General features: G+C 71.8%; 14 protein-coding genes. 10 read left to right on the top strand and 4 right to left on the bottom strand.

Annotated elements, in window-relative coordinates; genetic code table 11:
• Nucleotides 1-386: 386 nt before the first annotated feature.
• A complete protein-coding gene (locus tag ABD944_RS30930) occupies nt 387-2,870 on the bottom strand; it encodes a transglycosylase domain-containing protein (RefSeq protein WP_345182787.1) in 2,484 nt (827 codons plus the stop codon).
• A 1,158-nt stretch (nt 2,871-4,028) separates the two neighbouring features.
• On the opposite strand from ABD944_RS30930, the gene ABD944_RS30935 reads away from it, so the two are divergent.
• The 4 genes from ABD944_RS30935 (at nt 4,029) to ABD944_RS30950 (ending at nt 9,589) form a co-directional block, all read left to right on the top strand.
• Nucleotides 4,029-4,652 (top strand): PadR family transcriptional regulator, encoded by a 624-nt coding sequence (locus ABD944_RS30935; RefSeq protein ID WP_179831420.1) that lies wholly within the window; start codon nt 4,029-4,031, stop codon nt 4,650-4,652.
• A 71-nt stretch (nt 4,653-4,723) separates the two neighbouring features.
• The gene (locus tag ABD944_RS30940) at nt 4,724-5,803 is read left to right on the top strand and encodes an inositol-3-phosphate synthase (protein ID WP_345182788.1); all 1,080 of its coding nucleotides are present in this window, start codon (nt 4,724-4,726) and stop codon (nt 5,801-5,803) included.
• A gap of 171 nt (nt 5,804-5,974) precedes the next feature.
• The gene (locus tag ABD944_RS30945; RefSeq protein WP_345182789.1) at nt 5,975-7,747 is read left to right on the top strand and encodes an ABC transporter substrate-binding protein; all 1,773 of its coding nucleotides are present in this window, start codon (nt 5,975-5,977) and stop codon (nt 7,745-7,747) included.
• Nucleotides 7,748-8,269: 522 nt separating this feature from the next.
• Entirely contained in the window at nt 8,270-9,589 is a 1,320-nt protein-coding gene (locus ABD944_RS30950) for an MFS transporter (RefSeq protein WP_345182790.1), read from the top strand.
• Here ABD944_RS30950 and ABD944_RS30955 read toward each other — a convergent pair.
• Nucleotides 9,586-10,899, bottom strand: a complete 1,314-nt coding sequence (locus tag ABD944_RS30955; RefSeq protein WP_345182792.1) for an adenosylmethionine--8-amino-7-oxononanoate transaminase — start codon at nt 10,897-10,899, stop codon at nt 9,586-9,588. The genes ABD944_RS30950 and ABD944_RS30955 overlap by 4 nt on opposite strands.
• On the bottom strand, nt 10,896-12,368 hold the full coding sequence (locus ABD944_RS30960) for a CCA tRNA nucleotidyltransferase (RefSeq protein WP_345182793.1): 1,473 nt from the start codon (nt 12,366-12,368) through the stop codon (nt 10,896-10,898). Before ABD944_RS30960 ends, ABD944_RS30955 begins: the two co-directional genes overlap by 4 nt.
• Before the next feature lie 382 nt (nt 12,369-12,750).
• Here ABD944_RS30960 and ABD944_RS30965 point away from each other — a divergent pair, with 382 nt between their 5' ends.
• From ABD944_RS30965 to ABD944_RS30990, 6 genes are all read left to right on the top strand, one after another.
• Entirely contained in the window at nt 12,751-13,290 is a 540-nt protein-coding gene (locus tag ABD944_RS30965; RefSeq protein ID WP_345182794.1) for an aminoacyl-tRNA deacylase, read from the top strand.
• A 168-nt stretch (nt 13,291-13,458) separates the two neighbouring features.
• Complete coding sequence (locus tag ABD944_RS30970; protein ID WP_345182796.1) at nt 13,459-15,930, top strand: DUF6049 family protein; 2,472 nt, start codon at nt 13,459-13,461, stop codon at nt 15,928-15,930.
• 46 nt (nt 15,931-15,976) lie between these two features.
• The gene (murJ, locus tag ABD944_RS30975) at nt 15,977-17,641 is read left to right on the top strand and encodes a murein biosynthesis integral membrane protein MurJ (protein ID WP_345182797.1); all 1,665 of its coding nucleotides are present in this window, start codon (nt 15,977-15,979) and stop codon (nt 17,639-17,641) included.
• A gap of 164 nt (nt 17,642-17,805) precedes the next feature.
• Nucleotides 17,806-19,413: a protein kinase family protein gene (locus tag ABD944_RS30980; protein WP_345182798.1), complete on the top strand. Its 1,608-nt coding sequence runs from the start codon at nt 17,806-17,808 to the stop codon at nt 19,411-19,413.
• 186 nt (nt 19,414-19,599) lie between these two features.
• Complete coding sequence (gene sigM, locus ABD944_RS30985; RefSeq protein WP_149262788.1) at nt 19,600-20,208, top strand: RNA polymerase sigma factor SigM; 609 nt, start codon at nt 19,600-19,602, stop codon at nt 20,206-20,208.
• Nucleotides 20,205-20,981: an anti-sigma factor family protein gene (locus ABD944_RS30990; protein ID WP_345182799.1), complete on the top strand. Its 777-nt coding sequence runs from the start codon at nt 20,205-20,207 to the stop codon at nt 20,979-20,981. The genes sigM and ABD944_RS30990 overlap by 4 nt, the downstream gene beginning before the upstream one ends.
• 205 nt (nt 20,982-21,186) lie before the next feature.
• On the opposite strand, the gene ABD944_RS30995 is transcribed toward ABD944_RS30990, so the two are convergent.
• Nucleotides 21,187-21,759, bottom strand: a complete 573-nt coding sequence (locus ABD944_RS30995) for a dienelactone hydrolase family protein (protein ID WP_345182801.1) — start codon at nt 21,757-21,759, stop codon at nt 21,187-21,189.
• Between the last annotated feature and the right edge of the window lie 111 nt (nt 21,760-21,870).

Raw genomic sequence — 21,870 nt, forward strand, 5'->3', positions numbered from 1 at the left:
AGGGCCCGCCCGGCCTGCCGCCGGGGCGCGGCGTCCTGCCCGGCGGGGGCGAGCCGCCCGGCGGACCGCCCGGCGCGCCGCGCTGCCCGCCCGAGGGCATACCGGAAGAGCCGGGACGGGGGGAGCCCCTCCGGCCAGAGCCCTCTCCGAAATCCGGTCCGTATCGGCTTGGGTTACTCACGCGGCCTCATCAACTGGGGGACGGCTTTGCGTCGTCCGAGCGTACTGTGCCCCCGGCGCGGAGGTGGCCGCTGAGGCAAGGCTCACCTTCGTCGGAAGGGGCGGGCGCATGCGCTCAAAGGCGCCGACGTGCGGCGAATCGCCAGGATGCTCCATGTCACACCCCCATATCCAGTGGACGGTTCGGTTCGCGAAGGCCGGCCGGTTCATTCGGGCGGCCTGGCCAGCAGCAGGGGCCGCAGGCTCTCGGTCTGGGCGGCCCGCCCGCCTCTCCGGTTGCGGCAGGCGGGGTCGCCCTGGTGCATCTGGCACCACCACCGCGGCGGCGGGTTGCTCGGCGGCTTGTTCGGGTCGCAGTTGCCGTTCTGGAAGGGGGACTGGCACGGCTGCTTGCCGTCGCCGCCGTCGCCGCCGTCGTCCTGGCAGCGCGGGTCGAACTTGCCCACCGGGGTGTTGCACCACGGCGGCTTGCCCTCGTCGTCCTTTTTCTTCTTCTCCGGCGGCTTCGCCCACTTCTGCTCGATCCCGCCCCATGCGGGCGGCGGGAACGCCTGCGCGTCCATGCCGCGGACCGCGTTCGCCATGTAGGACCGCCAGATGCGGGCGGGGATCGTGCCGCCCTCGACCTCGCCGATCTGCGGCAGGATCACCGACTTCTTCTTGCCGTCCGGGCCGACCGCGTCGTTGTAGATCGTCACCGCGGTCGAGACCTGCGGGACGTACCCGACGAACCACGACGAGACGTTCCGGTCGGTCGTACCGGTCTTGCCCGCGGCCTGGCGCCCGTCCGGCAGCGCGGCCGCTGTCGCGGTCCCGCTCCTGATGACCTGCTGCATCGCGTACGTCGCGTCCGCGGCGACCTTCGGGCTGAAGACGCGGCGCTTCTCGTAGTCCGGGCGCAGCCGCACCGTCTTGCCGTCCGACTTCTTGACCACGCGGATCACGTGCGGCTGGTGGTACGTGCCGCCGTTGGCGAACACCGCGTACCCCGCCGCCTGCTCGATGGGCCGGATGTTGTTGACGCCCAGCGCGAGGTTCAGGCAGCACTTGTGCGGTTCGAGGAGGTCGGACGCGATGCCGGCGTCGGTCTCGGTCTTGATCGCCTCCTCGATGCCGACCTTGCCCATCAGCTGGATGAACGCGGTGTTGACCGAGTCCTTCGTCGCGGTGATCAGGTTGATCGCCGGGCCCACGTTGTGGCTGTTCGGGACGATCACGGCGTTCGGGTCGTCCTTGGACACCACGCTGCCGTCCGGACCGATCGGCGTCTTCGACCGGCCCTCGACGAGGCTCTTCAGGCTGTAGTTCTGCTTCAGCGCCGTCGCGAGCACGTACGGCTTCATCGCCGACCCGGCCTGCGCCGAGCCCTGCCACACGTTGTCGAAGGACTGGGCCAGGTAGTCGGGACCGCCGTAGAACGCGACGACCTCGCCGTTCGCGGTGTTCACCGACACCAGGCCGACCCGGATCTTCTTCTTGGCGAGCTTCTTCGGGTCCACCTGCGGGACGGTCTGCTCGGCGGCCCGCTTGGCCATCGCCATCTTCTTGCGGTCGAACGTCGTGTAGACCCGAAGGCCCTGGGTGGTCAGCTCCTTGGTGTCGATGCCCTGCCGGTCGAGCTCCAGCTTGGCGCGCATCAGCATGTAGCCGCGCTGGCCGCCGTAGAGCTGGTTGCTGGTGCCCGCCTTACGGAGCTTGGGCGGGCCCTGCTTGATGTACTTGTCGGCGTCGGCCCGGCTGAGCTTGCCCATCGAGACCATGCCGTTGAGCGTGTACTGGTACCTGCCGGTCACCCATGCCTGGCTGGCCTTGTCGCCCGGGTCCCGGTTGGGGTTCTGGATGATGCCGCCGAGCAGGGCCGCCTGGTCGGGGCGCAGCTTCCACACGTCCGTCCCGAAGTACTCGCGGGACGCGGCCTGGATGCCGTAGGTGTCGCGGCCGAAGTAGATCGTGTTCAGGTAGAGCTTGAGGATCTCGTCCTTGGAGTGCTCGTCCTCCAGCTTCAGCGAGATGAACAGCTCCTGGAACTTGCGGCTGACCGTCCGGTTGTTCGGGTCGGAGTAGTAGTTCTTCGCGAGCTGCTGGGTGATCGTGGAGCCGCCGCCCGACCCGCCGGTCAGGTTCTTCCACACCGCCCGCGTCGTCCCCTTGACCGAGAACCCGGGGTCGGTGCGGAAGCTGCGGTTCTCGGCCGCCAGCACGGCGTTCTGGACGTTCGGCGGGACCTTGGCCAACTCGACGCTCTGCCGCTTCTTGCCGATCCGGCCGATCTCGGTGTTGTCGGTGTAGTAGAAGATCGACGCCTGGTCCTCGACGCCCGCGACCGTCGGCTCCTTGGGAGTCGGGGTGTTGGCGTAGGCGACCCAGATCAGCGTGACGAACGCCGCCAGGCCGAGGCCGCAGACACCGCCCACGACCTTCCAGGACGGGATGAAGCGCCGCCAGCCGGTCTCGCGGGAGCGCAGGTGGCCGAGGAACCCCTTCTTGCCGGGCGGCCCATGCCGTCCTGGCCCGCCGGGACCACCCGGACCGCCGGGGCCGCCGGGTCCTCCAGGGCCGAGGGGACCACCCGGGCCGGCAGGGCCGCCCGTGCGGTTGGCCGCGCGGACGCCGCCGCCGCGGAACTTCGCGGTCACCTTCGCGCCGACGCCCTGCCCGGCCTTCCCGAGCTCACCGAGTTTCTCGCGCAAGCCCGGCTTCGGGGCCGCGCCGGGCATCCCCGGCGTCCCGAACACCGCGGGCGGCCCCATTCCCCCCGCACCGGGCCCCATGCCGGGCGCGTTCGGGAAGCCGGGACCTCCCGGCGCCCCCATTCCCGGAGCCGCCTGGCCGCCGGGGGGTCCGCCCATCCCAGGACGTCCGCCTCCCATTCCGGGACCGCCCTGCATGCCGGGGGCGCCTGGCGGCTGGAATCCACCAGGTCCGCCGAACCCACCGGGACCGCCGAACCCACCGGGACCGGGCGGCGGCCCGCCAAGGCCCGCGTTAGGACCGAACCCACCGTTGCCGCCGAAGCCGCCTTGGCCAGGCGGCCCGCCCGGCCCGCCCGGCCCGCCTTGGCCGGTCGGCACGACCGCGTTTCCCGGAGCGTTGCGTCCGTCCGGGGCGACCGGTCCGCCTGGCGCGCTGGGAGCGGCGTGGCGGCCGGTGGGCGGAGGGACGGGGCTCGACGGGCCGCCCAGCGGACCCGGGCTCGCGCCAGGAGCGCCCATGTGACCGGGCCCTCCCGCCGGTCCCGGCGGGGCGGGGTTCTGGGGCATGCCAGAGGAGCCCGCGGGGTTCGTTCCGGCGGGCTCACCGTGGGCGCTCGGAAAGCCGGGATCGCCGGAGTCACCGGGACGGGGATTCTGGTGCCCGCCCGGCCTCTGCGACCCAGGTTCCGGTCGGGGCTGGCTTGGATTACTCACGCGACCTCATCAACAGGGGACAACGGTTGTTGCCGAGGGCCGGGTGGCTCCCGGCCCTTGTTGCGGCTCGTGCGCCGTCCGAAGAGTACTGTGCGGGCTGGTGAGCGGGGGGAGCGTGTGCTCGGCGAAGGACGCCCCGGCCGGTCCGCGCCCCGAGGGGTCGGTGCTCCTCCTCACGTGCTCACCGTTCCGGGCGGTCCCGGGATCGAGGTCGTGCGACGCGGCCAGGTGGTTCCAGGACGCAACTTTGACACATTTCCACCACATACACCCTGAAATCGCCACATTCGCGATACGGGCCGGTGGGGCCATCCGGGGCGTCCCAGGTAGATCGCCACTTGCCAGGACGAGCCGGGCTACGTATCTTGTCGATGTATCGAGTCGATACATTCACTCGATACATCGGATCGAGACATCGGCTTCTGCGGAAGAGGGACCGGGATGGCGGCCAAGAAGGGCGCGGGCGTGCTGGAGCTCGCCGTGCTCGGGCTGCTGCACGAGTCCCCGATGCACGGATACGAGCTGCGCAAGCGGCTCAACACCCTGCTGGGCATGTTCCGCGCGTTCTCGTACGGCTCGCTCTACCCGTGCCTCAAGCAGCTCCTGGCCAACGGGCTGATCATGGAGGACCGGCCGGAGGAGCCGAACGCGCCGCTGGCGCTGCAGAGCCGCCGATCGAAGATCGTTTACAAGCTCACCGCCGACGGCAAGGAGCGCCTGCAGTTGCTCCTCACCGAGGCCGGCCCGGCTTCGTGGGAGGACGAGGGGTTCGGCGTGCACTTCGCCTTCTTCTCGCACACCCGTGCCGACGTCCGGCTGCGGATCCTCGAAGGCCGGCGCAGCCGGCTGGAGGAGCGCCTGGAGAGCGTTCGCGCCGCCCTGGCGCGAACCCGCGAACGAGTCGACTCCTACACCCTGGAACTGCAGAACCACGGGCTGGAGTCCGTCGAGCGCGAGGTCCGGTGGCTCAACGAGCTCATCGGGCGCGAGCGGGCCGAGCAGGAACAGCAAGCACAGTCAGCTAAGCGAATTGACCAGGACATGCCTCGGGACGAGGGCCGCTGAGCGGTGACCCAGTGCCTTCGGGGACGGGTGAGTCTCCACCACATGTTCCGCAACAGAGAAGGAGCGACCGGATGGGTTCCGTGCGCGTAGCCATCGTCGGTGTGGGCAACTGCGCCTCTTCGCTCGTCCAGGGCGTCGAGTTCTACAAGGACGCGGCCCCTGACACGCGAGTTCCCGGCCTGATGCACGTCCAGTTCGGCGAGTACCACGTGGGCGACGTCGAGTTCGTGGCGGCGTTCGACGTGGACGCCAAGAAGGTGGGGATGGACCTCTCCGAGGCCATCCACGCCAGCGAGAACAACACGATCAAGTTCGCCGACGTGCCGCCCACCGGGGTGACCGTGCAGCGCGGGCACACTTTCGACGGCCTGGGCGAGTACTACCTGGACATGGTCGAGGAGTCCGACGCCGAGCCGGTCGACGTCGTGCAGGCGCTGAAGGACGCCGAGGTGGACGTCCTGGTGTCGTACCTGCCGGTGGGCTCCGAGGAGGCCGACCGCTTCTACGCCCAGTGCGCGATCGACGCCAAGGTCGCGTTCGTGAACGCGCTCCCCGTGTTCATCGCCAGCGACCCCGAGTGGGCGCAGAAGTTCACCGACGCGGGCGTGCCGATCGTCGGCGACGACATCAAGTCGCAGGTCGGCGCCACCATCACGCACCGCGTCATGGCCCGCCTCTTCGAGGACCGCGGCGTCGAGCTGCTGCGCACGTACCAGCTCAACTTCGGCGGCAACATGGACTTCATGAACATGCTGGAGCGCAAGCGGCTCCAGTCCAAGAAGATCTCCAAGACGCAGTCGGTCACCTCGCAGATCCCGCACGAGATGGCGAAGGCGGACGTGCACATCGGCCCGTCCGACCACGTGCCGTGGCTGGACGACCGCAAGTGGGCCTACGTCCGCCTGGAGGGCCGCTCCTTCGGCGACACGCCCCTCAACCTGGAGTACAAGCTGGAGGTCTGGGACTCCCCGAACTCCGCCGGCGTCATCATCGACGCCGTCCGCGCCGCCAAGATCGCCAAGGACCGCGGCATCGGCGGCCCGATCCTGTCGGCCAGCTCCTACTTCATGAAGTCGCCGCCGGAGCAGTACAACGACGACCAGGCGCACGACGCGGTGGAGAAGTTCATCCGCGGCGAGATCGAGCGCTGAGAGCCTGATCACAGAGCGCCCTGAGGACGCCCTGACAGTGGACATCCCACTGTCAGGGCGTCCTTACTTCTGTAGAGAAACGGTGATGTACCGGCTCTTTGTCACGCTCTGGCCCTACTGTGACACCGCCGGTGACTAGCGCGCCAGGCTCTGAGTCAGTGAGGTGACACCGTGGCGGCACGCGAAATGATCAAGGTGACGGCGGGGGTGGCGGGTCTCGTGGTGGGGCTCGCCGGATGCGCCGGAGGAGGTGACGGCGCGACCGCGGAGGGCGCGTCCCGCCAGGGCGGCACGCTGCGCGTCGTCGGGTCCTCCGACGTCGAGCACCTCGACCCCGCGTCCGTGGCCAGCGTCGGCGCGTACGGGCTCGTCCGCACGTTCGCCCGGACGCTGTTCGGGAACCGGGCGTCCAACGACTTCCAGGAGACGGTCCCCGTGCGGCCCGACGTCGCCGAACGGATCCCGACGCGCGAGAACGGCGACGTCGGCAAGGACCGCCGCACCTACACGGTCCGGCTGCGCGACGGCGTCCGGTGGAACACCACCCCCCCGCGCCCCGTCACCGCCCAGGACTTCGTCCGCGGCTTCGAACGGCTGTGCAACCCGGCCTCGCCGTCCGCCGCCAAGGGCTACTTCGTCTCCACGCTCAAGGGCATGGACGCGTTCTGCCGCGGCTTCGGCTCCGTGAACGCCAAGGACGCGCGGGCGATCGCCGCCTACCAGCGCGACCACGGGTTCGAGGGCATCCGCGCCAAGGACGACCGGACGCTGGTGTTCAAGCTGAAGCGTCCCGCCAGCGACTTCCTCAACCTGCTGTCGCTGCCGGTCACCGCGGCCGCGCCGCAGGAGTACGACCGGTACGTCCCGGACGGCGCCGACTTCCGGCAGCACACCGTCTCCGACGGCCCGTACCAGATCACCGACTACAAGCCGGGCATCTCCTATCTGCTCACCCACAACCCGGCATGGCAGGCGGGTTCCGACCCGCTGCGCGAGCGGCACGTCGCGAAGATCCAGATCACGCTGGGGCAGGACTCGCCGGAGACCGTCCAGCAGCAGATCGAGCAGGGCACCGCCGACCTCGCGTGGGACCAGCCCGTCCCGACGTCGGCGATCCCGCGGCTGCGCGACGACCCGCGCTTCGCGATCAGGGAGACCCCGAACAACAGCCCGTACCTGGTCTTCAACACGCGCAGCCCCCGCAACCGCGGCGCGCTCGGCGACCCCGCGGTCCGGCAGGCGCTGGAGTACGCCGTCGACCGCAGCGCCCTCATCAAGATCGTCGGCGGGCCGTCGGTGGCGAGGCCGCTGCACACGGTGATCCCGCCGGGCAACTCCGGCTACGCGGCCGTCAACCACTACCCCACGCCCGGCGAGTCCGGCGATCCCGCCAAATGCCGCGAGCTCCTCAGCAAGGCGGGCCGCACCGGCCTCACGCTGAAGTTCCCCTACCGGACGAACAGCGTCCACAAGCTGATCGCCCAGTCCCTCGCCCAGAACCTCGACGCCTGCGGAGTCGAGACCGAGCTGACCCCCGACTCGGGCGGCTCCTTCTACTCCAGCACCCTGTCCACCCCGGCCCGCGCCCGCGAGGGCAGCTGGGACATCGCCGCCCCCGGCTGGGTCCCCGACTGGTACGGCAACAACGGCCGCTCGATCATCCAGCCCCTCTTCGACGGCCGCGCCTACGGCCCGGGCTCCACCAACTACGGCGGCTACGACAACCCGCAGGTCAACGCCCTCATCGACGCCGCCCTCACCGCCCCCGACACCCAGCGCGCCGCCGGCTACTGGCAGCAGGCCGACCAGAAGATCATGGAGGACGCCGCGATCGTCCCCCTCCTGGACCGCGCCCAGACCACCTACCGCTCCTCCCGGGTCCACGGCGCCTACTTCCTCCCCACAACAGCCGGCTACGACCTGACGCGCGTTTTTATTGCGTAGTTGTGGGGGTGGGGCGCTAGAGCGCCCCACCCCCACAACTACGCGGCGATCGCTGGCATCGCTCCGTCTCGCCTGGCGGCTCGCTGCGCGATCAGATTCTCGCTCCGCTCGAATCTGCCTTCGGACGCGATCGCGGCCTCTCAGCCTGTTGCGGGGTTGCCGCGGTGGCTCAGGTCCCCGCGCCCCTGCGGCCGACAGCTGATGTGTCCGCGTCCCTGACGGTCCACGTCGTCCCGCCTCTGAGGCTCGCTGGACGAGTCGGAACGATGCCGGGGGGGCGCCCGCAGTGCTCAACCATGGAGGGCAGACCGCTGACCTCAGCCGTCACTGCAACCACGCGACGACCCAGATGGTTGCGATCGCGTCCGAAGGCAGGTTTCGAGCTTGCGAGAACCTGATCGCGCAGCGAGCCTCTGGGCGAGTCGGAGCGATGCCAGCGATCGCCCGCTGTGCTCGACGATGGAGGGCCGCCAAGGCCCGAAGGAGGAGAGAAACGCAATAAGCACGACATACTCTGATCTGATGCGAGCTGGGGAGTTGCGGGGGGTTCTGCGCGGGCGGGATTTTCGGCGGCTCTACGGGACGCGGCTCGCCTCGCAGTTGACGGACGGCCTGTTCCAGGTGGCGCTCGCCGGATACGTGTTCTTCTCGCCCGAGCGGCAGACGACGGCGGCCAAGGCGGCGGCGGCGTTCGCGGTGACGCTGCTGCCCTACTCGGCGCTCGGGCCGTTCGCCGGGGTGTTCATCGATCGGTGGCGGCGGCGGCAGATCCTCGTGTGGACGCCGGTGCTGCGCGCGTTGCTCGTGCTGCTCGTCGCCGGGCTCGTGGCGGGCGGGCAGGACGGGCTCGGCTTCTTCCTCGGCGTGCTCGTGGTGCTGGGCGTGAACCGCTTCTTCCTCGCGGCGCTGTCGGCGGCGCTCCCGCACGTGGTGCGTCGCGACCAGCTGGTCACGGCGAACGCGTTCAGCGTGACCTCCGGGACGGTCATCGCGTTCGCGGGCGCGGGCCTCGGTTACGGGCTCCGGCGGGTGTTCGGCGGCGGGCACGACGGGACGGCGCTGATCCTCGTGGCGGCGGCGGGGTTGTTCCTGCTGGCCGGGCTGATCGCGACGACGCTGCCGAAGGGGCTGCTCGGCCCCCACCGGTCGGCGGAGGCCGCGCCGGGGGAGCCTGCCGCGGCGGAGGCGCCCCGGGCCGTCGAGGTGGTCCGGGGGGTCCTGGGCGGGCTCGTGGACGGGGGGCGGCATATCGCGCGGCGGCCGCAGGCGGCGCTGGCGCTCGGCGCGATCTCGTTTCACCGGTTCCTGTACGGCGTCGTGCTGATCATGACTCTGCTGCTGTGCCGGAACCGGTTCGCCGGCGACCCCGACCGGGGGCTGGAGACGTTCGCGCTGATGCTGGGGGTGTCCGGGGCCGGGTACTTCGCGGCGGCGCTGATCACGCCGCCGGTGGTGCGGCGGATCAGCAAGCAGGCGTGGGTGGCGTGGCAGCTCGGCGGGGCGGCGCTGAGCCTGCTCGTCTTCGGCATGCCGTTCGCGGAGCGCCCCTGGGCGGTCGGCGCCTTCCTGCTCGGCGTCGTGTCACAGGGCGTGAAGCTGTGCGTCGACACGACGCTGCAGGAGTCGATCGACGACGAGTACCGGGGGCGGGTCTTCGCCGTCTACGACATGCTGTTCAACGCGACGTTCGCCGCTGCCGCCGCCGCTGCCGCGACGTGGCTGCCGGCGGACGGGCGCGCCGACCTCACCCTCCTCGCGGTGGTCGTGGCCTACGCGGCGGGCGCCGTCGCCTACCGGACGGCCGCCTCCCGCATGCGCCGGCCCGCGCACGCCCTGCGTTAGAGCGACTCCGCCACGGCGTGCATGGCGGCGGCGATGTGGTGCACCTCGTCTTCCGTGCACACGTACGGCGGCATCGTGTAGACGAGCTTCCCGAAGGGCCGCAGCCAGACGCCGTGCGCCATGGCGATCTCCTGGACGGCCGGGACGTCCACCGGCTCGCGCGCCTCCACGACGCCGATCGCGCCGAGGACGCGGACGTCCGCCACCCCGGGGAACTCCGCGGCGCCGTCGAGCTCGCTGGTCAGGACCGCCTCGATGGCGTCGACCTCGTCCCGCCAGTCGCGCGAGAGCAGCAGGTCGATGGACGCGGACGCGACCGCGGCGGCCAGCGGGTTGGCCATGTAGGTGGGCCCGTGCATGAGGACGCCCGCCTCGCCCGAGGTGATGCCGTGGGCGACGCGGTCGGTGCACAGGGTCGCGGCCATCGTCATGTAGCCGCCGGTCAGGGCCTTGCCGAGGCACATGATGTCGGGGACGACCTCGGCGTGGTCGCAGCCCCACAGCTCGCCCGTCCGGCCGAACCCGGTGGCGATCTCGTCCAGGACCAGCAGGAGGCCGTGCTCGTCGGCGATGTCGCGGAGGGCGCGCAGGTACTCGGGCGCGTAGAAGCGCATCCCTCCGGCGCCCTGCACGATCGGCTCCACGATGATCGCGGCGAGCTCGCCCGCGTGCTCGGCGGCCAGTTCCGCCAGCCCGTCCAGGTACGTCTCGTCGGGTTCGGCGGTGTAGCCGAGCGGGGGCGGGGGCGCGAAGACGTGCTGGGCGAGGACGTCGGCGAACAGGTGGTGCATCCCGTTCACCGGGTCGCAGACGGCCATGTCGCCGAACGTGTCGCCGTGGTAGCCGCCCCGGACGGTGAGGAGCCGGCGCCGTTCCGGACGCCCCTGCGAGCGCCAGAACTGCAGCGCCATCTTGATCGCGACCTCGACCGCGACGGACCCGGAGTCGGCGAAGAACACCTTGGTCAGCGGCTCCGGAGTGAGCTCGACGAGCCGCTCGGCGAGCCGGACGGCGGGCGGGTGCGTGAGCCCGCCGAACATCACGTGCGCCATCTTGCCGAGCTGCCCGGTGACGGCCGCGTTCAGCTTCGGGTGGTTGTAGCCGTGCACGGCCGCCCACCACGAGGACATGCCGTCGATCAGCTCGGTGCCGTCGGCGAGGGTCAGCCGCACCCCGTCCGCCGACACGACCGGCAGCGCGGGCGCCGCCGCGGGCATCGGCGCGTAGGGGTGCCAGATGTGCTCGCGGTCGAACTCCAGCATCCGCTCGGTCTCGCGGGGGCTCATCCGCCCCAGCTGCAGCGGGATCACTCGCCCTTCCCCTCGTCCGCGGGGGCGCCGACGCCCTCGGCGGCGGCCCAGCGGCGCAGTTCCTCGGCCGCGGCCTCCTTGCCGATCATGCCGCGGTCCAGGCGGAGTTCGAGGAGGAACTTGTAGGCGCGCCCGACGAGGGGGCCGGGGGCGATGCCGAGGATCTCCTGGATCTCGTTGCCGTCGAGCTCCGGGCGGATCGCGGCCAGTTCCTCCTCCTCAGCCAGCCGCTCGATCCGCACCTCCAGGTCGTCGTAGGTGCGGCGCAGCCGGTCGGCCTTGCGCTTGTTGCGGGTGGTGCAGTCGGCGCGGGTCAGCTTGTGCAGGCGGGTGAGGAGCGGCCCGGCGTCGCGGACGTAGCGGCGGACGGCCGAGTCCGTCCACTCGCCGGTGCCGTAGCCGTGGAACCGCAGGTGCAGCTCCACGAGGCGGGACACGTCGGAGATGACGTCCTTCGGGTAGCGCAGCGCGGTCAGCCGCTTGCGGGCCATCTTCGCGCCGACGACCTCGTGGTGGTGGAAGGAGACCCGGCCGCCGGCCTCGAAGCGCCGGGTCTTGGGCTTGCCGACGTCGTGCAGCAGTGCCGCGAGCCGCAGCACGAGGTCGGGGCCGTCCTCCTCCTGCGCGATCGCCTGCTCCAGCACGATCAGCGAGTGCTCGTAGACGTCCTTATGCCGGTGGTGCTCGTCGATCTCCAGCCGCAGCTTGGGCAGCTCGGGCAGGACGTGCGCGGCGAGGCCGGTGTCGACCAGCAGCGCCAGGCCCTCCCGCGGGTACAGGCCGCAGAGCAGCTTGGACAGCTCGTCGCGGACCCGTTCGGCCGACACGATCTCGATGCGGCCCGCCATGTCCTTCATCGCGCGGACGACGTCGGGCGCGACGGTGAAGCCGAGCTGGGAGGCGAACCGGGCGGCGCGCATCATCCGCAGCGGGTCGTCGCTGAAGGAGTCCTCCGGCCGGCCGGGCGTCCGCAGCACCTTGCGCTGCAGGTCGGTGAGGCCGCCGAACGGGTCGACGAACTCGTGCCCGGGCAGCCGCGCCGCCATCGCGTTGACGGCGAAGTCGCGGCGGCGCAGGTCCTCGACCAGGGACGTCCCGTAGGACACCTCCGGCTTGCGGGACTTCGGGTCGTAGGACTCGCTGCGGTAGGTGGTGATCTCCAGCTCGACGCCGTCCTTGCGCAGGCCGACCGTGCCGAACTCGATGCCGATCGTCCAGTGCGCGTCCGCCCAGCCGCGGATGATCTCCAGGGTGCGCTCGGGCGGGGCGTCGGTGGTCAGGTCCACGTCCTTGGTCGGACGGCGCAGCAGCGCGTCCCGGACGGGCCCGCCGACCAGCGCCAGCTCGTGACCGGCCGCCGCGAACCGGGCGCCGAGCTCGTCGGCGACGGGCGCGATCCCGCGCAGCAGCTCGGCGATCGCGGTGCGCCGCGAGGACTCTGGGGTCACGTTCTGGTCAGGCACGGCCATCGAGCGTATTTCCTTGGTTGACGGGCTGACAAAGGACTTTCTGGCGAGCGCCGGGGTCCGCGCGGGAGTCTTTTCGGGGCCGAAGAAGGACGGGGCCCTTCACACGCCCCGATCCCCGGGTTACGTTTCGGGCACCCGACGACGCTCCGCGCGACCCGGTGAGCCTCCCGTACGACAACGGTAGCGGGATCCAAAAGGGCCACGGTCCGCCGCACGTGCGGTTGAGGCGCGTCGCGAGGGGTTCGCCGTGCGGCGCGGCAGGGATGAGACCTGCCGTTCCGGGTATGTGGGGGTCTCCCCCCGCAGGGTGTGCGACGCACGGGGCCGCAGGGAAACCGGATCCGGGGGTGAGCGGGGCATGCCCCGCGGGATGGAGCCGAACATGAAGGACGCTCTCACCATCCACCGCGCGCTTCTCGGCTGGGAGACGGCGCACGAGATCGTGCGGCTGCCCCTCGCGATGACCCGGGCCGACGAGCTGCCCAGGGCGCTGGGCCTGCCGCCGGAGCGGTGCCTGGTGACGCGCGTCTACTCCTGCGAGGGCGCCCACCGCGGCCGTCCCTTCCTGGCCGGGGCGATCGTCCCGGCGGGCCGGCGGCCGTCCACCGAGGCCGTGCGGTCGGCCGTGGGCGCCCGCGCCGTCCGGCCCGCGCACGCGGACGTGGTCAACGCCGTCACCGAGTACGCGGCGGGCCTGGTCTGCCCGCTGCTCCTGCCGGAGTCGATGCCCCTGCTGATCGACCGCGAACTCGTGGACGGGCTCCACGCCCACGGCGTCGTCTACACGGCGACCGGCGAGGCGTCCACGGCGCTCGGCATCAAGGCCAGCGTCCTGTACTCCCTCTGCCGCCCGAAGCCCGTCGACCTGCTGGCCCCGCTCAGCGCCGCGTCCGCCCCCGGACGCGACCACGTGACGACCTGAGCCTCCCGCCCGCCGCGGCCCCGCCGGCGAGTGGCACCCGGCAACGCCATGAACACCGACGGACTAACATCGGGGCCGTGGTGCGGGAAAACGACGCCCGCCGTCCTCGGCCTGTCCTCGCGCCGCCGGACGGGCTCTGGACGGGCACGGCGTGAGGGCGGACACGGCGTGACAGCGGTCGGACGCGCGTTGGCGCTGGCCGCGATGCTGCCCTGTCTCGCGATGGCGGCCTCCCCGGCCATGGCGTCCCCGGCACGGACCCCGGCGAGGGCCCCCGCCGGCGCCCCGGCGGCGGCACATGCGCGCGCGCAGGTGGCGCTCGCGCTCACCAAGGTCACCCCGAAGACCCTCGCCGCGAACTCCAGGATCGAGATCTCCGGGGCGGCGCGGAACCGCAGCGGCCGCGCGCTGGCCGGCCTCACCCTGCGGCTGCGCTACAGCGCCCAGCCCGTGACCAGCCGGAGCCAGCTCGACCAGCTCGCGTCCGGGCAGCAGACCGCGCTGCCCAACGTCGCCCCGCAGCAGCAGTCGCTCGCGCAGGCGACCAGGCCCGGCGTGACCCAGGGCTGGAGCTTCCGGACCACCGCCCAGCAGCTGGGCCTGCGCGCCCCCACCGGCACCCCCGGCGTCTATCCGATGCGCGTCGAGGTGCTGAACTCCGCGCAGCAGGTCGTCGGCGGCCTGACGACCTTCCTGACGATGATGCCGAAGCAGCGGAGCTTCAAGCCGGTGGCGGTCGGCTGGGTGCTGCCGCTGATCGACCGGATGCACCGCGCCAACGACCGCACGTTCATCGACGACGATCTCGCCAAGGAGCTGGCGCCCGGCGGCCGGCTCCACCGGATCGTGGAGGCGGCCTCCACCACCGGAACGCCGGTCACCTGGGCGATCGACCCGGCGCTGCTGGACGACGTCCGGCAGATGGCGTCGGGCGACTACTTCGTCAAGCCGCCCGGGGCGGCGAAGGCCGTCCGCAAGGAGAAGAGCAAGGTCGCCGCGACGTGGCTGACGTCGCTGAAGAACGCCTCGAAGGGCGACCCGTACTTCGTCCTGCCCTACGCCGACCCCGACGTCACCGCGCTGGTCCGGCGCAAGACGACCGGGGACATCGGCGTCGCCTTCGACGCGCGCAACACCGCCTTCGTGGCGCAGATCCTCGGACGCCAGCCCGACGCCCACGTCGCCTGGCCGGCGTCCGGCGTCGGCGGGCCCGGCACGCTCGAACAGCTCGCCAAGTACGCCCTGAAGGACGGCGGGTCCTTCCTGATGAGCAGCTCGCAGTTCGAGAACCCCGTGACGGGCGCGCAGCCGAACGCGACCACCGCGCTCCAGACGCACCTGGGCGCCAAGAAGGCCCTCCTCTACGACCAGACGATCACCCAGATCCTGAACGAGGGGGCGCGGTCCGCCTCCCGGGCGCTGATGAGCGAGCAGCGGTTCCTCGCCGAGACCGCGATGGTCGCGGCGGAGGCGCCGAGCGTCCAGCGCACCGTCGTCGTCGCCCCCGACCGGCTGTGGGACCCCGCCGACGGGCTCGCCAAGAACCTGCTCACCTACACCAAGGCCGCGTCCTGGATGCGCGAGATGCCGCTGCGCACGATCGAGGCGGCCCAGCCGCAGAACCGCGTCTTCCACGGATACTCCGACAGCTACGAGAAGTTCGAGCTCGGCGACGTCCACCTCGACCAGACCCGGGCGATCGCGAAGCGCGCGGCGACGTTCAAGGCCGTGATGACCGGCCCGGTGAAAATCTCTTACGAGCGCGCCGTGCTGCGGCTGGAGTCGGTCGGCTGGCGGACGTCGCCGGGACGCGCCAAGCGGGCCCGCAAGGCGCTGGAGGACGAGCTCCGCGGCGACATGGACCTGGTCCGCGTCGTCCCCCCGAAGAACAGGCGCGTCCTGATGGGGGGCAGTTCGGGCAAGCTTCCCGTCCTGGTCGAGAACACGCTGCCCGACCAGTCGGTGCGGGTCCGGCTCGTCGTGACCTCGGAGAACACCGCCAAGCTCAAGCTGGGCGAGCTGGAACCGAACGACGCGGTGATCGAGCTCGGGCCCGGGGAGCGTGCCCAGCGGTGGATCCCCGCGCAGGCGGCCGGCAACGGCAACTTCGGCGTTCGCCTCAATCTGCAGATTCCCGGCGCGGGCGGCCGGACGTACGGTGACGGCGAGACCATCACGGTCACCACGACCGGGTACGGGCGGCTCGCCCTGCTCATCACGGGCGGCGGACTTGCCGTACTCTTCGTGGGCGTCGGAGTGCGGGCCATCAGAGCGAGGCGCCGCCGGAAAGCGGAGGCAGCCGGTGACGGGTCGACCGGAATGGGATCGCCAAGGGCAGGGGCAGCAGGGGCCGGGCTCCCCGGCGCCGGGTTCCCAGGGCCCGGGATACCCTCCGCCGAATACTCCGGGACCCCCGGGACGGGGCTACCCGGCACAGGGCGGCCCCCAGGGGTACCCGCCGGGCCCGCCGCCCCAGGGACCGCCCCAGGGACCGCGCCCGCAGGGGCCGATGCCGCAGGGCCGGCCGGGGATGCGGCCGGGTCCGCAGACCCCCGGCCCGAGGACCCCGCAGCAGTACCCGGGCCCGCCGACGGGCCGGCCGCCGGGCACGGCCAACACGGCCGCCGAGACGGTGGTTGACATCCCCCTTCCAGGCGGAAGCCCGCCGGACTCCGACACCACGGTCGTGGACACGCCTCCGGCGCAGGAGGGCAAGGGCTCGTCCGGCATCCTGAAGTCCGGCGCGATCATGGCGGTGGGCACCCTCGCGTCCCGCGTCACCGGCTTCCTGCGCACGGCCGTGATCGTCGCTGCGCTCGGCACCGGGCTGCTCGCCAACTCCTACAACACCGCCAACACCATCCCCAACCAGATCTACGACCTGCTGCTGGGCGGCATCCTCACCAGCGTCATCGTCCCGCTCCTGGTGCGGGCCAAGCAGCGCGACCGGGTCGCCGGGGAGCAGTACGAGCAGCGCGTGTTTACCCTCGCGGTGATCGGGCTCGGCGTCCTCACCGTCGTGTCCGTGCTGCTCGCGCCGCTGTTCATCGACATCCTGGCGGGCAGCTACAGCGGCGACCAGCGCGAGGTCGCCATCCTGTTCGCCCGGTTCTTCCTCCCCCAGCTGTTCTTCTACGGCGTCGGGGCGTTCGCCGGGGCCGTCCTCAACACGCGCGGCAGCTTCGGCGCGCCGATGTGGGCGCCCGTCCTGAACAACATCGTGGTGATCGCGGTCGGCGGCGCGTTCCTCGCGATCACCACCGGCCGCGTCGACCCGTCCAGCATCACCGACCAGCAGCTCATGCTGCTGTCCATCGGCACGACCGGCGGCATCGTCCTGCAGACGGTCGCCCTGTGGCCGTCGCTGCGCCGCGTCGGGTTCCGGTGGCGGCCCCGGCTCGACTTCCACCGCGGCGAGCTCGGCGAGGTCGGGCGGATGGCGGGCTGGACGCTGCTGTACGTCGTCGCCGCCCAGGCCGCGTTCGCCGTCGTCACCGCGCTGACGAACAGTGCCGGGAAGCACGCGTACGTCCAGGGGCTCGGCGAAGGCTACGGGTACACCCCGTACTTCAACGCCTACCAGCTCTTCCAGCTCCCCTACGCGATCGTGGGGGTCTCGGTGATCACCGCGCTGCTGCCGCGGATGAGCCGGTTCGCCGCCGAGGGCAAGACCGCCGACGTGCGCGCCGCCTTCTCCAGCGGGCTGAGGCTCTCCTCGGTGATCATCATGCCGGCGGCGGCGCTGATGCTGGTGCTCGGACCGGAGATCACCACCGTGCTGTTCGCGCACGGCAACACCAACGCCGACGACGCCCTGGTGATCGCGCGGGTCATGCAGATGTTCGCGATCGCGCTCGTCCCGTTCTCGATCTACCAGCTGATGCTGCGGGTCTTCTACTCCTACGGCGACACCCGGACGCCCGCGCTGATCGGCCTCGTCGTCACCTCCACGAACATCGCGATGGCGTTCACCGCCTACAACGTCCTCGACCTCAAGTGGATCGTGGTCGGCATCGCGGGCGGGTTCGCGATCAGCAACGTGGTCGGGACGGTCACCTGCTGGCTGGTGCTGCGCCGCAAGCTCGGCGGCATGGACGGGCGCCGCGTCGTCGGCGGCCACCTCAAGCTGCTCGTCGCGATCTGGCCGCTGATCGGCTTCGCCTACGCGGCGCACACGGTCGCGGACGCGCTGGGCGGCATCGACACGATGGTGCCCGCGCTGGCCACCCTGATCGCCGGATCCGTCGGCGGCGGGCTGCTGTACGTGCTGTTCGCCAAGCTGCTGCGGGTGGAGGAGATCCAGACGACCATCGCGACGTTCGCCCGCCGGCTGCCGGGGCGGGCAAAGTAAAAAAGGACGCGCGGCGATAAGGCGGCCACTCGCGCGAGTAACCACTACCATGTGGGGGACTACGGCTTGCGGGGCGACACCCTGGGGAACGCAAAGAGGAGGGTCGGAGGCGTAAGCTGCCACGCCACGAACATGGGATCTGACCACCTGTGCAGGACGTTGCCGTGAGCACGTCAGTCATCGAGCCCGGCACCCGTCTCGCCGGCCGCTACCGGCTCGAGGAGCGCATCAGCGACTCGGGCGGCTCGTCGCTCTGGAAGGCCATCGACGAGATCCTCGCGCGGGCGGTCGCCGTCCGCACCTTCGACCCCGAGTTCCCCCGGATCGCCGAGGCGGTCACGTCGGCACGGTCGGCCAGCCGGCTGACCGACCCCCGCCTGACCCAGGTGTTCGACGCCGACGACTCGGGGGAGAGCGCCTACATCGTCAGCGAATGGGTCGCCGGCGAGACCCTGGAGGGCATGCTCGCCAAGGCCCCGCTGGAGCCGGGCCGCGCCGCGACCCTGCTCTACGAGGCGTCCGAGGCGATCTCCGCCGCGCACGCCGCCGGGCTCTCCCACCTCTGCCTCACCCCCCGCGACCTGGTCTGGACGACCGGCGGCACCGTCAAGATCCTCGGTGTCGCCACCGACGCCGTCCTGTGCGACCGCGAGTCCGACGACTCCGCCGCCGAGGACGTGCGCGGCCTCGGCCGGATGCTGTACGCGGCGCTCACCGCCCACTGGCCCGGTGACGAGGACGGGTCCGCCCTGCCGGCCGCGCCCGCGTCCGACGGCCTCCCGCACGCGCCCCGCCAGGTCCAGGCCGGCATCTCGCACGCGATCGACGCGATCGTCTGCCGCTGCCTCGGCATCGGCACGGGCGAACCGCTCGCGTCCCCCGCCGACCTGGCCAAGGCGCTGCGCGGCGTCCCGCGCACCCCGCTGCCGCTGTTCGCCGGGCTCGGCAACGCCCCGCCGGCCGCCCCGCGGCAGACGCCGCCGAGGCGCCCCGCGGCGCAGTCGGCTCCGCCGCAGCAGCCGCACCGGCAGCCCGCCCCCGAACCGCCCGCGGCCTCGCACGTCCCACCGCCGCGTGCGCGCGCCCAGCGGCACGCCTCACCGCCGCCCCCGCCGCCGGTTTCCGCCACCCGGACGACGCCCGCGCACACCCACGGCGGCCCGAAACGTCCGGCCAACCGCGCCCTGATGGGCGTCGCCGCGGCCGCGCTGACCGTCATCGTCGGGCTCGGGGCCTGGGCGCTGACCGGCCTCGTCGGCGACGACAAGCCCAAGGGCGGCGGCCCCACCGACAACGCCCAGACGAGCGCGCCGCCCAAGCCGACGGTCGTGAAGCTCACCCCGCAGCGTCCCCTGCCCGCCGAACTCCCCATGGGCGGTCACACCGACGGCGCGATCAGCAAGAACCTCGCGTCCGTCGTCGACGGCAAGCCCAGCGGCGACTGGGAGACCCAGAGCTACGCCGACGCCGACTTCGGCCGGTACTCCAAGGGCCTCGGCGTCCTGCTCGACATGGGCAAGCCCGTCAAGGTCGCCAACGTGAAGGTCTACTCCCCGGTGAGCGGCGGGGTGCTGCAGCTCCGCGTCGGCGACTCGCAGTCCCCGACCGACCTGAAGCGCGTCGGCGAGCAGACTCCCAACGGCGGCGAGGTCGCCTTCGCCGTGAACCCGCAGGCCACGGGCCGGTTCGTGCTCGTCTGGTTCACCCAGCTGCCCGGCGGGCCGTTCAAGGGGCGGCTCGGCGAGATCGCCGTCTACGGCGCGACCGGCTGATCACGTTCCGGCAGCGGGCAGATATGGGCTGTGACGTGGAGCGGCGCATGTCTGTATCGTGCCTGTGAGCAGTTTGTCCCCTCGCCCCCAGGATCACGTGGTGCCTTCCTCAGCAGCCGGCCGCGGATGCCCGGCGCCAACCGGGCGTCCCGAAAGAGAAGGCGGTCGCTCATGACGTCGGTGAGCATGCGTCGCGTAGGCGAAGTGCCCGACAAAGAGCTCCTCGCCCGGCACGCCCAGGGGGACCCGCACGCCTTCGCCGAACTCGTGCACCGCCACCGCGACCGCATGTGGGCGGTCGCGCTCCGCACGCTCGGCGACCCGGAGGAGGCGGCGGACGCGCTGCAGGACGCGTGCCTCTCGGCGTTCCGCGCCGCCGGGCGCTTCCGCGGAGACGCCGCCGTCACGACCTGGCTGCACCGCATCGTGGTGAACGCGTGCCTCGACCGCGTCCGGCGCAAGTCCGTCCGCCCGGCGACGCCGATGGGCGACGACGCGACGTTCGACGCCGTCGCGCCCAAGATGCCCGACCCCACCGACGCGCACGGCGTCTCCCTCGACGTCCGCACCGCGCTGGAGCAGCTGCCGTACGAGCAGCGGGCCGCCCTGGTCCTCGTCGACATGATGGGCTACTCCGTCGACGACGCCGCACAGGTCATGGAGGTCCCGCCCGGAACGATCAAGAGCCGGTGCGCGCGGGGCCGCGCCCGGCTCGCGCCCCTTCTCGTCCACCACCGGAACCGACGCGAGCCCAGGAACGTCGGAGGTGTGGAAGGAGGTGGCATGCCCAAGTGAACCCCGCGCACCTTGACTACGACGTCTTGGCCGACCTGGCCGAGGGACTTCTCGAAGACGACGAAGCCGCCTCCGTCAACGCACACCTAGACACCTGCGCCGACTGTCGTGAGCTGTCCGCCGACCTTGCGGACGTCTCCCGGATCCTGGCGGAGGCCCCGGTGCCGTCCATGCCCGCCGAACTGGCCGAGCGCATCGACACCGCCATCGCGGCGGAATCGATGCACACCGCCACCGTGGCGAGCCTGGAGCAACGGCGCGGAAGGCGGCATTGGCGGATACTGTCGGCGGCCGCGGCGACGGTGGTCGTGCTCGGCGGCGGAGCGACGGTCGGCAAGATCGCGCTGGACGGCGCGAGCAGCAGTGACAGCGCGGCGCGGCATCCGGCGCCGCACCGCTCCCTGACCGACCCGGGCTCGGGCTCGGGGGTGCCGAAGGCGGCCCCCGGAGATTCCGACCCCACGTTCAAGGTCGCCCAGAGCGGCACCGACTACCGGTCGGGCACGCTGGGCGAGCAGGTCGGCGGTGTCGTGGCGGGCGAGCAGCAGATGCGCGCCGAGGCCGCCGCGCCGGACGCCCGGCTCCGCGGCTGCGTCGCCGGCGTCGCCGGCGAGCAGAAGCTCCTCCTCGTCGACCAGGCGAGATACGAAGGACGACCCGCGATCATCATCGCCGTGAACGGCGACCGCCCCGGCAGGCGGAACATCTGGGTCGTCGAACCGGACTGCTCCCCGCAGGCCCATCACCTGCTGAAGCAGCTGAAGAACGTCTGATCCCGCCACGCCCTGATCGGGGCACCCGCGCACACCTGAGGGCCATGGACGGCCGATCCCGTCCATGGCCGCTCACGTGAGGCCATGGCCTGCCCAAGACGTCCTGTTCTCTCTATGACGCCCATTTTTCCGGCGAAGTTCGTGGAGCGTCGGCAGCGGTGACGGCGATCTTCCATGCCGTCGCGTCGCGTCCGCCGGGGCGTGCTCAGAGCGAGGCGAGGAAGTCCAGGGCGATCGCCCAGGCGCGCTCGGCCGCCTCGGCGTCGTAGTCGGGCAGGTCGGGGTCGGTGAACAGGTGACCCGCGCCGCGGTAGCGGAACACCTCCACGTCCGCGCCCGCCTTGCGCATCTGCAGGTACCACGCGTTGAGCCAGTCGACGGGCTCCCAGGTGTCGGGGTCGGCGACGTGCAGCTGAACCGGGATGTCGGTGGCCGCGTCCTCCGCGATGTCGGACGTGCCGTGCATCAGCAGCAGCCCGCCCGCCTTCTCGTCGGCGAACGCGAGGTTCTGGGCGATGGAGCCGCCGAGCGAGAACCCCGCGTAGACGAGCCCGCCCTCCCCGGTCAGCGGCGCGGCGGCCACGACGGCGCGGCGCAGCAGCTCGTCCCGCCCGATCTCTTCCTTGATCTCGATCCCGGCCTCGGCGTCGTCGACGACGCGCCCGTCGTAGAGGTCGGGGGCGTGCACCTCGTGCCCGGCGGCACGGAGCCGGTCGGCCGCCTGGAGCACCGCGGGCCGCAGCCCGTACATCGAGTGGAGGAGGAGAATGCGTGCCATGGGGCCCAGCCTAGAGCGCCTCCGGGCCCCTCGGCGGCGGTGCGCGGCCCGGCGCCGCGTACCGGGGAATCTGCGGGCCCTAGGATCGGTTGACGCGACTGTGAGGCCCGG

The organism is Actinomadura verrucosospora (assembly GCF_039540335.1).
Lineage (GTDB): Bacteria > Actinomycetota > Actinomycetes > Streptosporangiales > Streptosporangiaceae > Spirillospora > Spirillospora verrucosospora.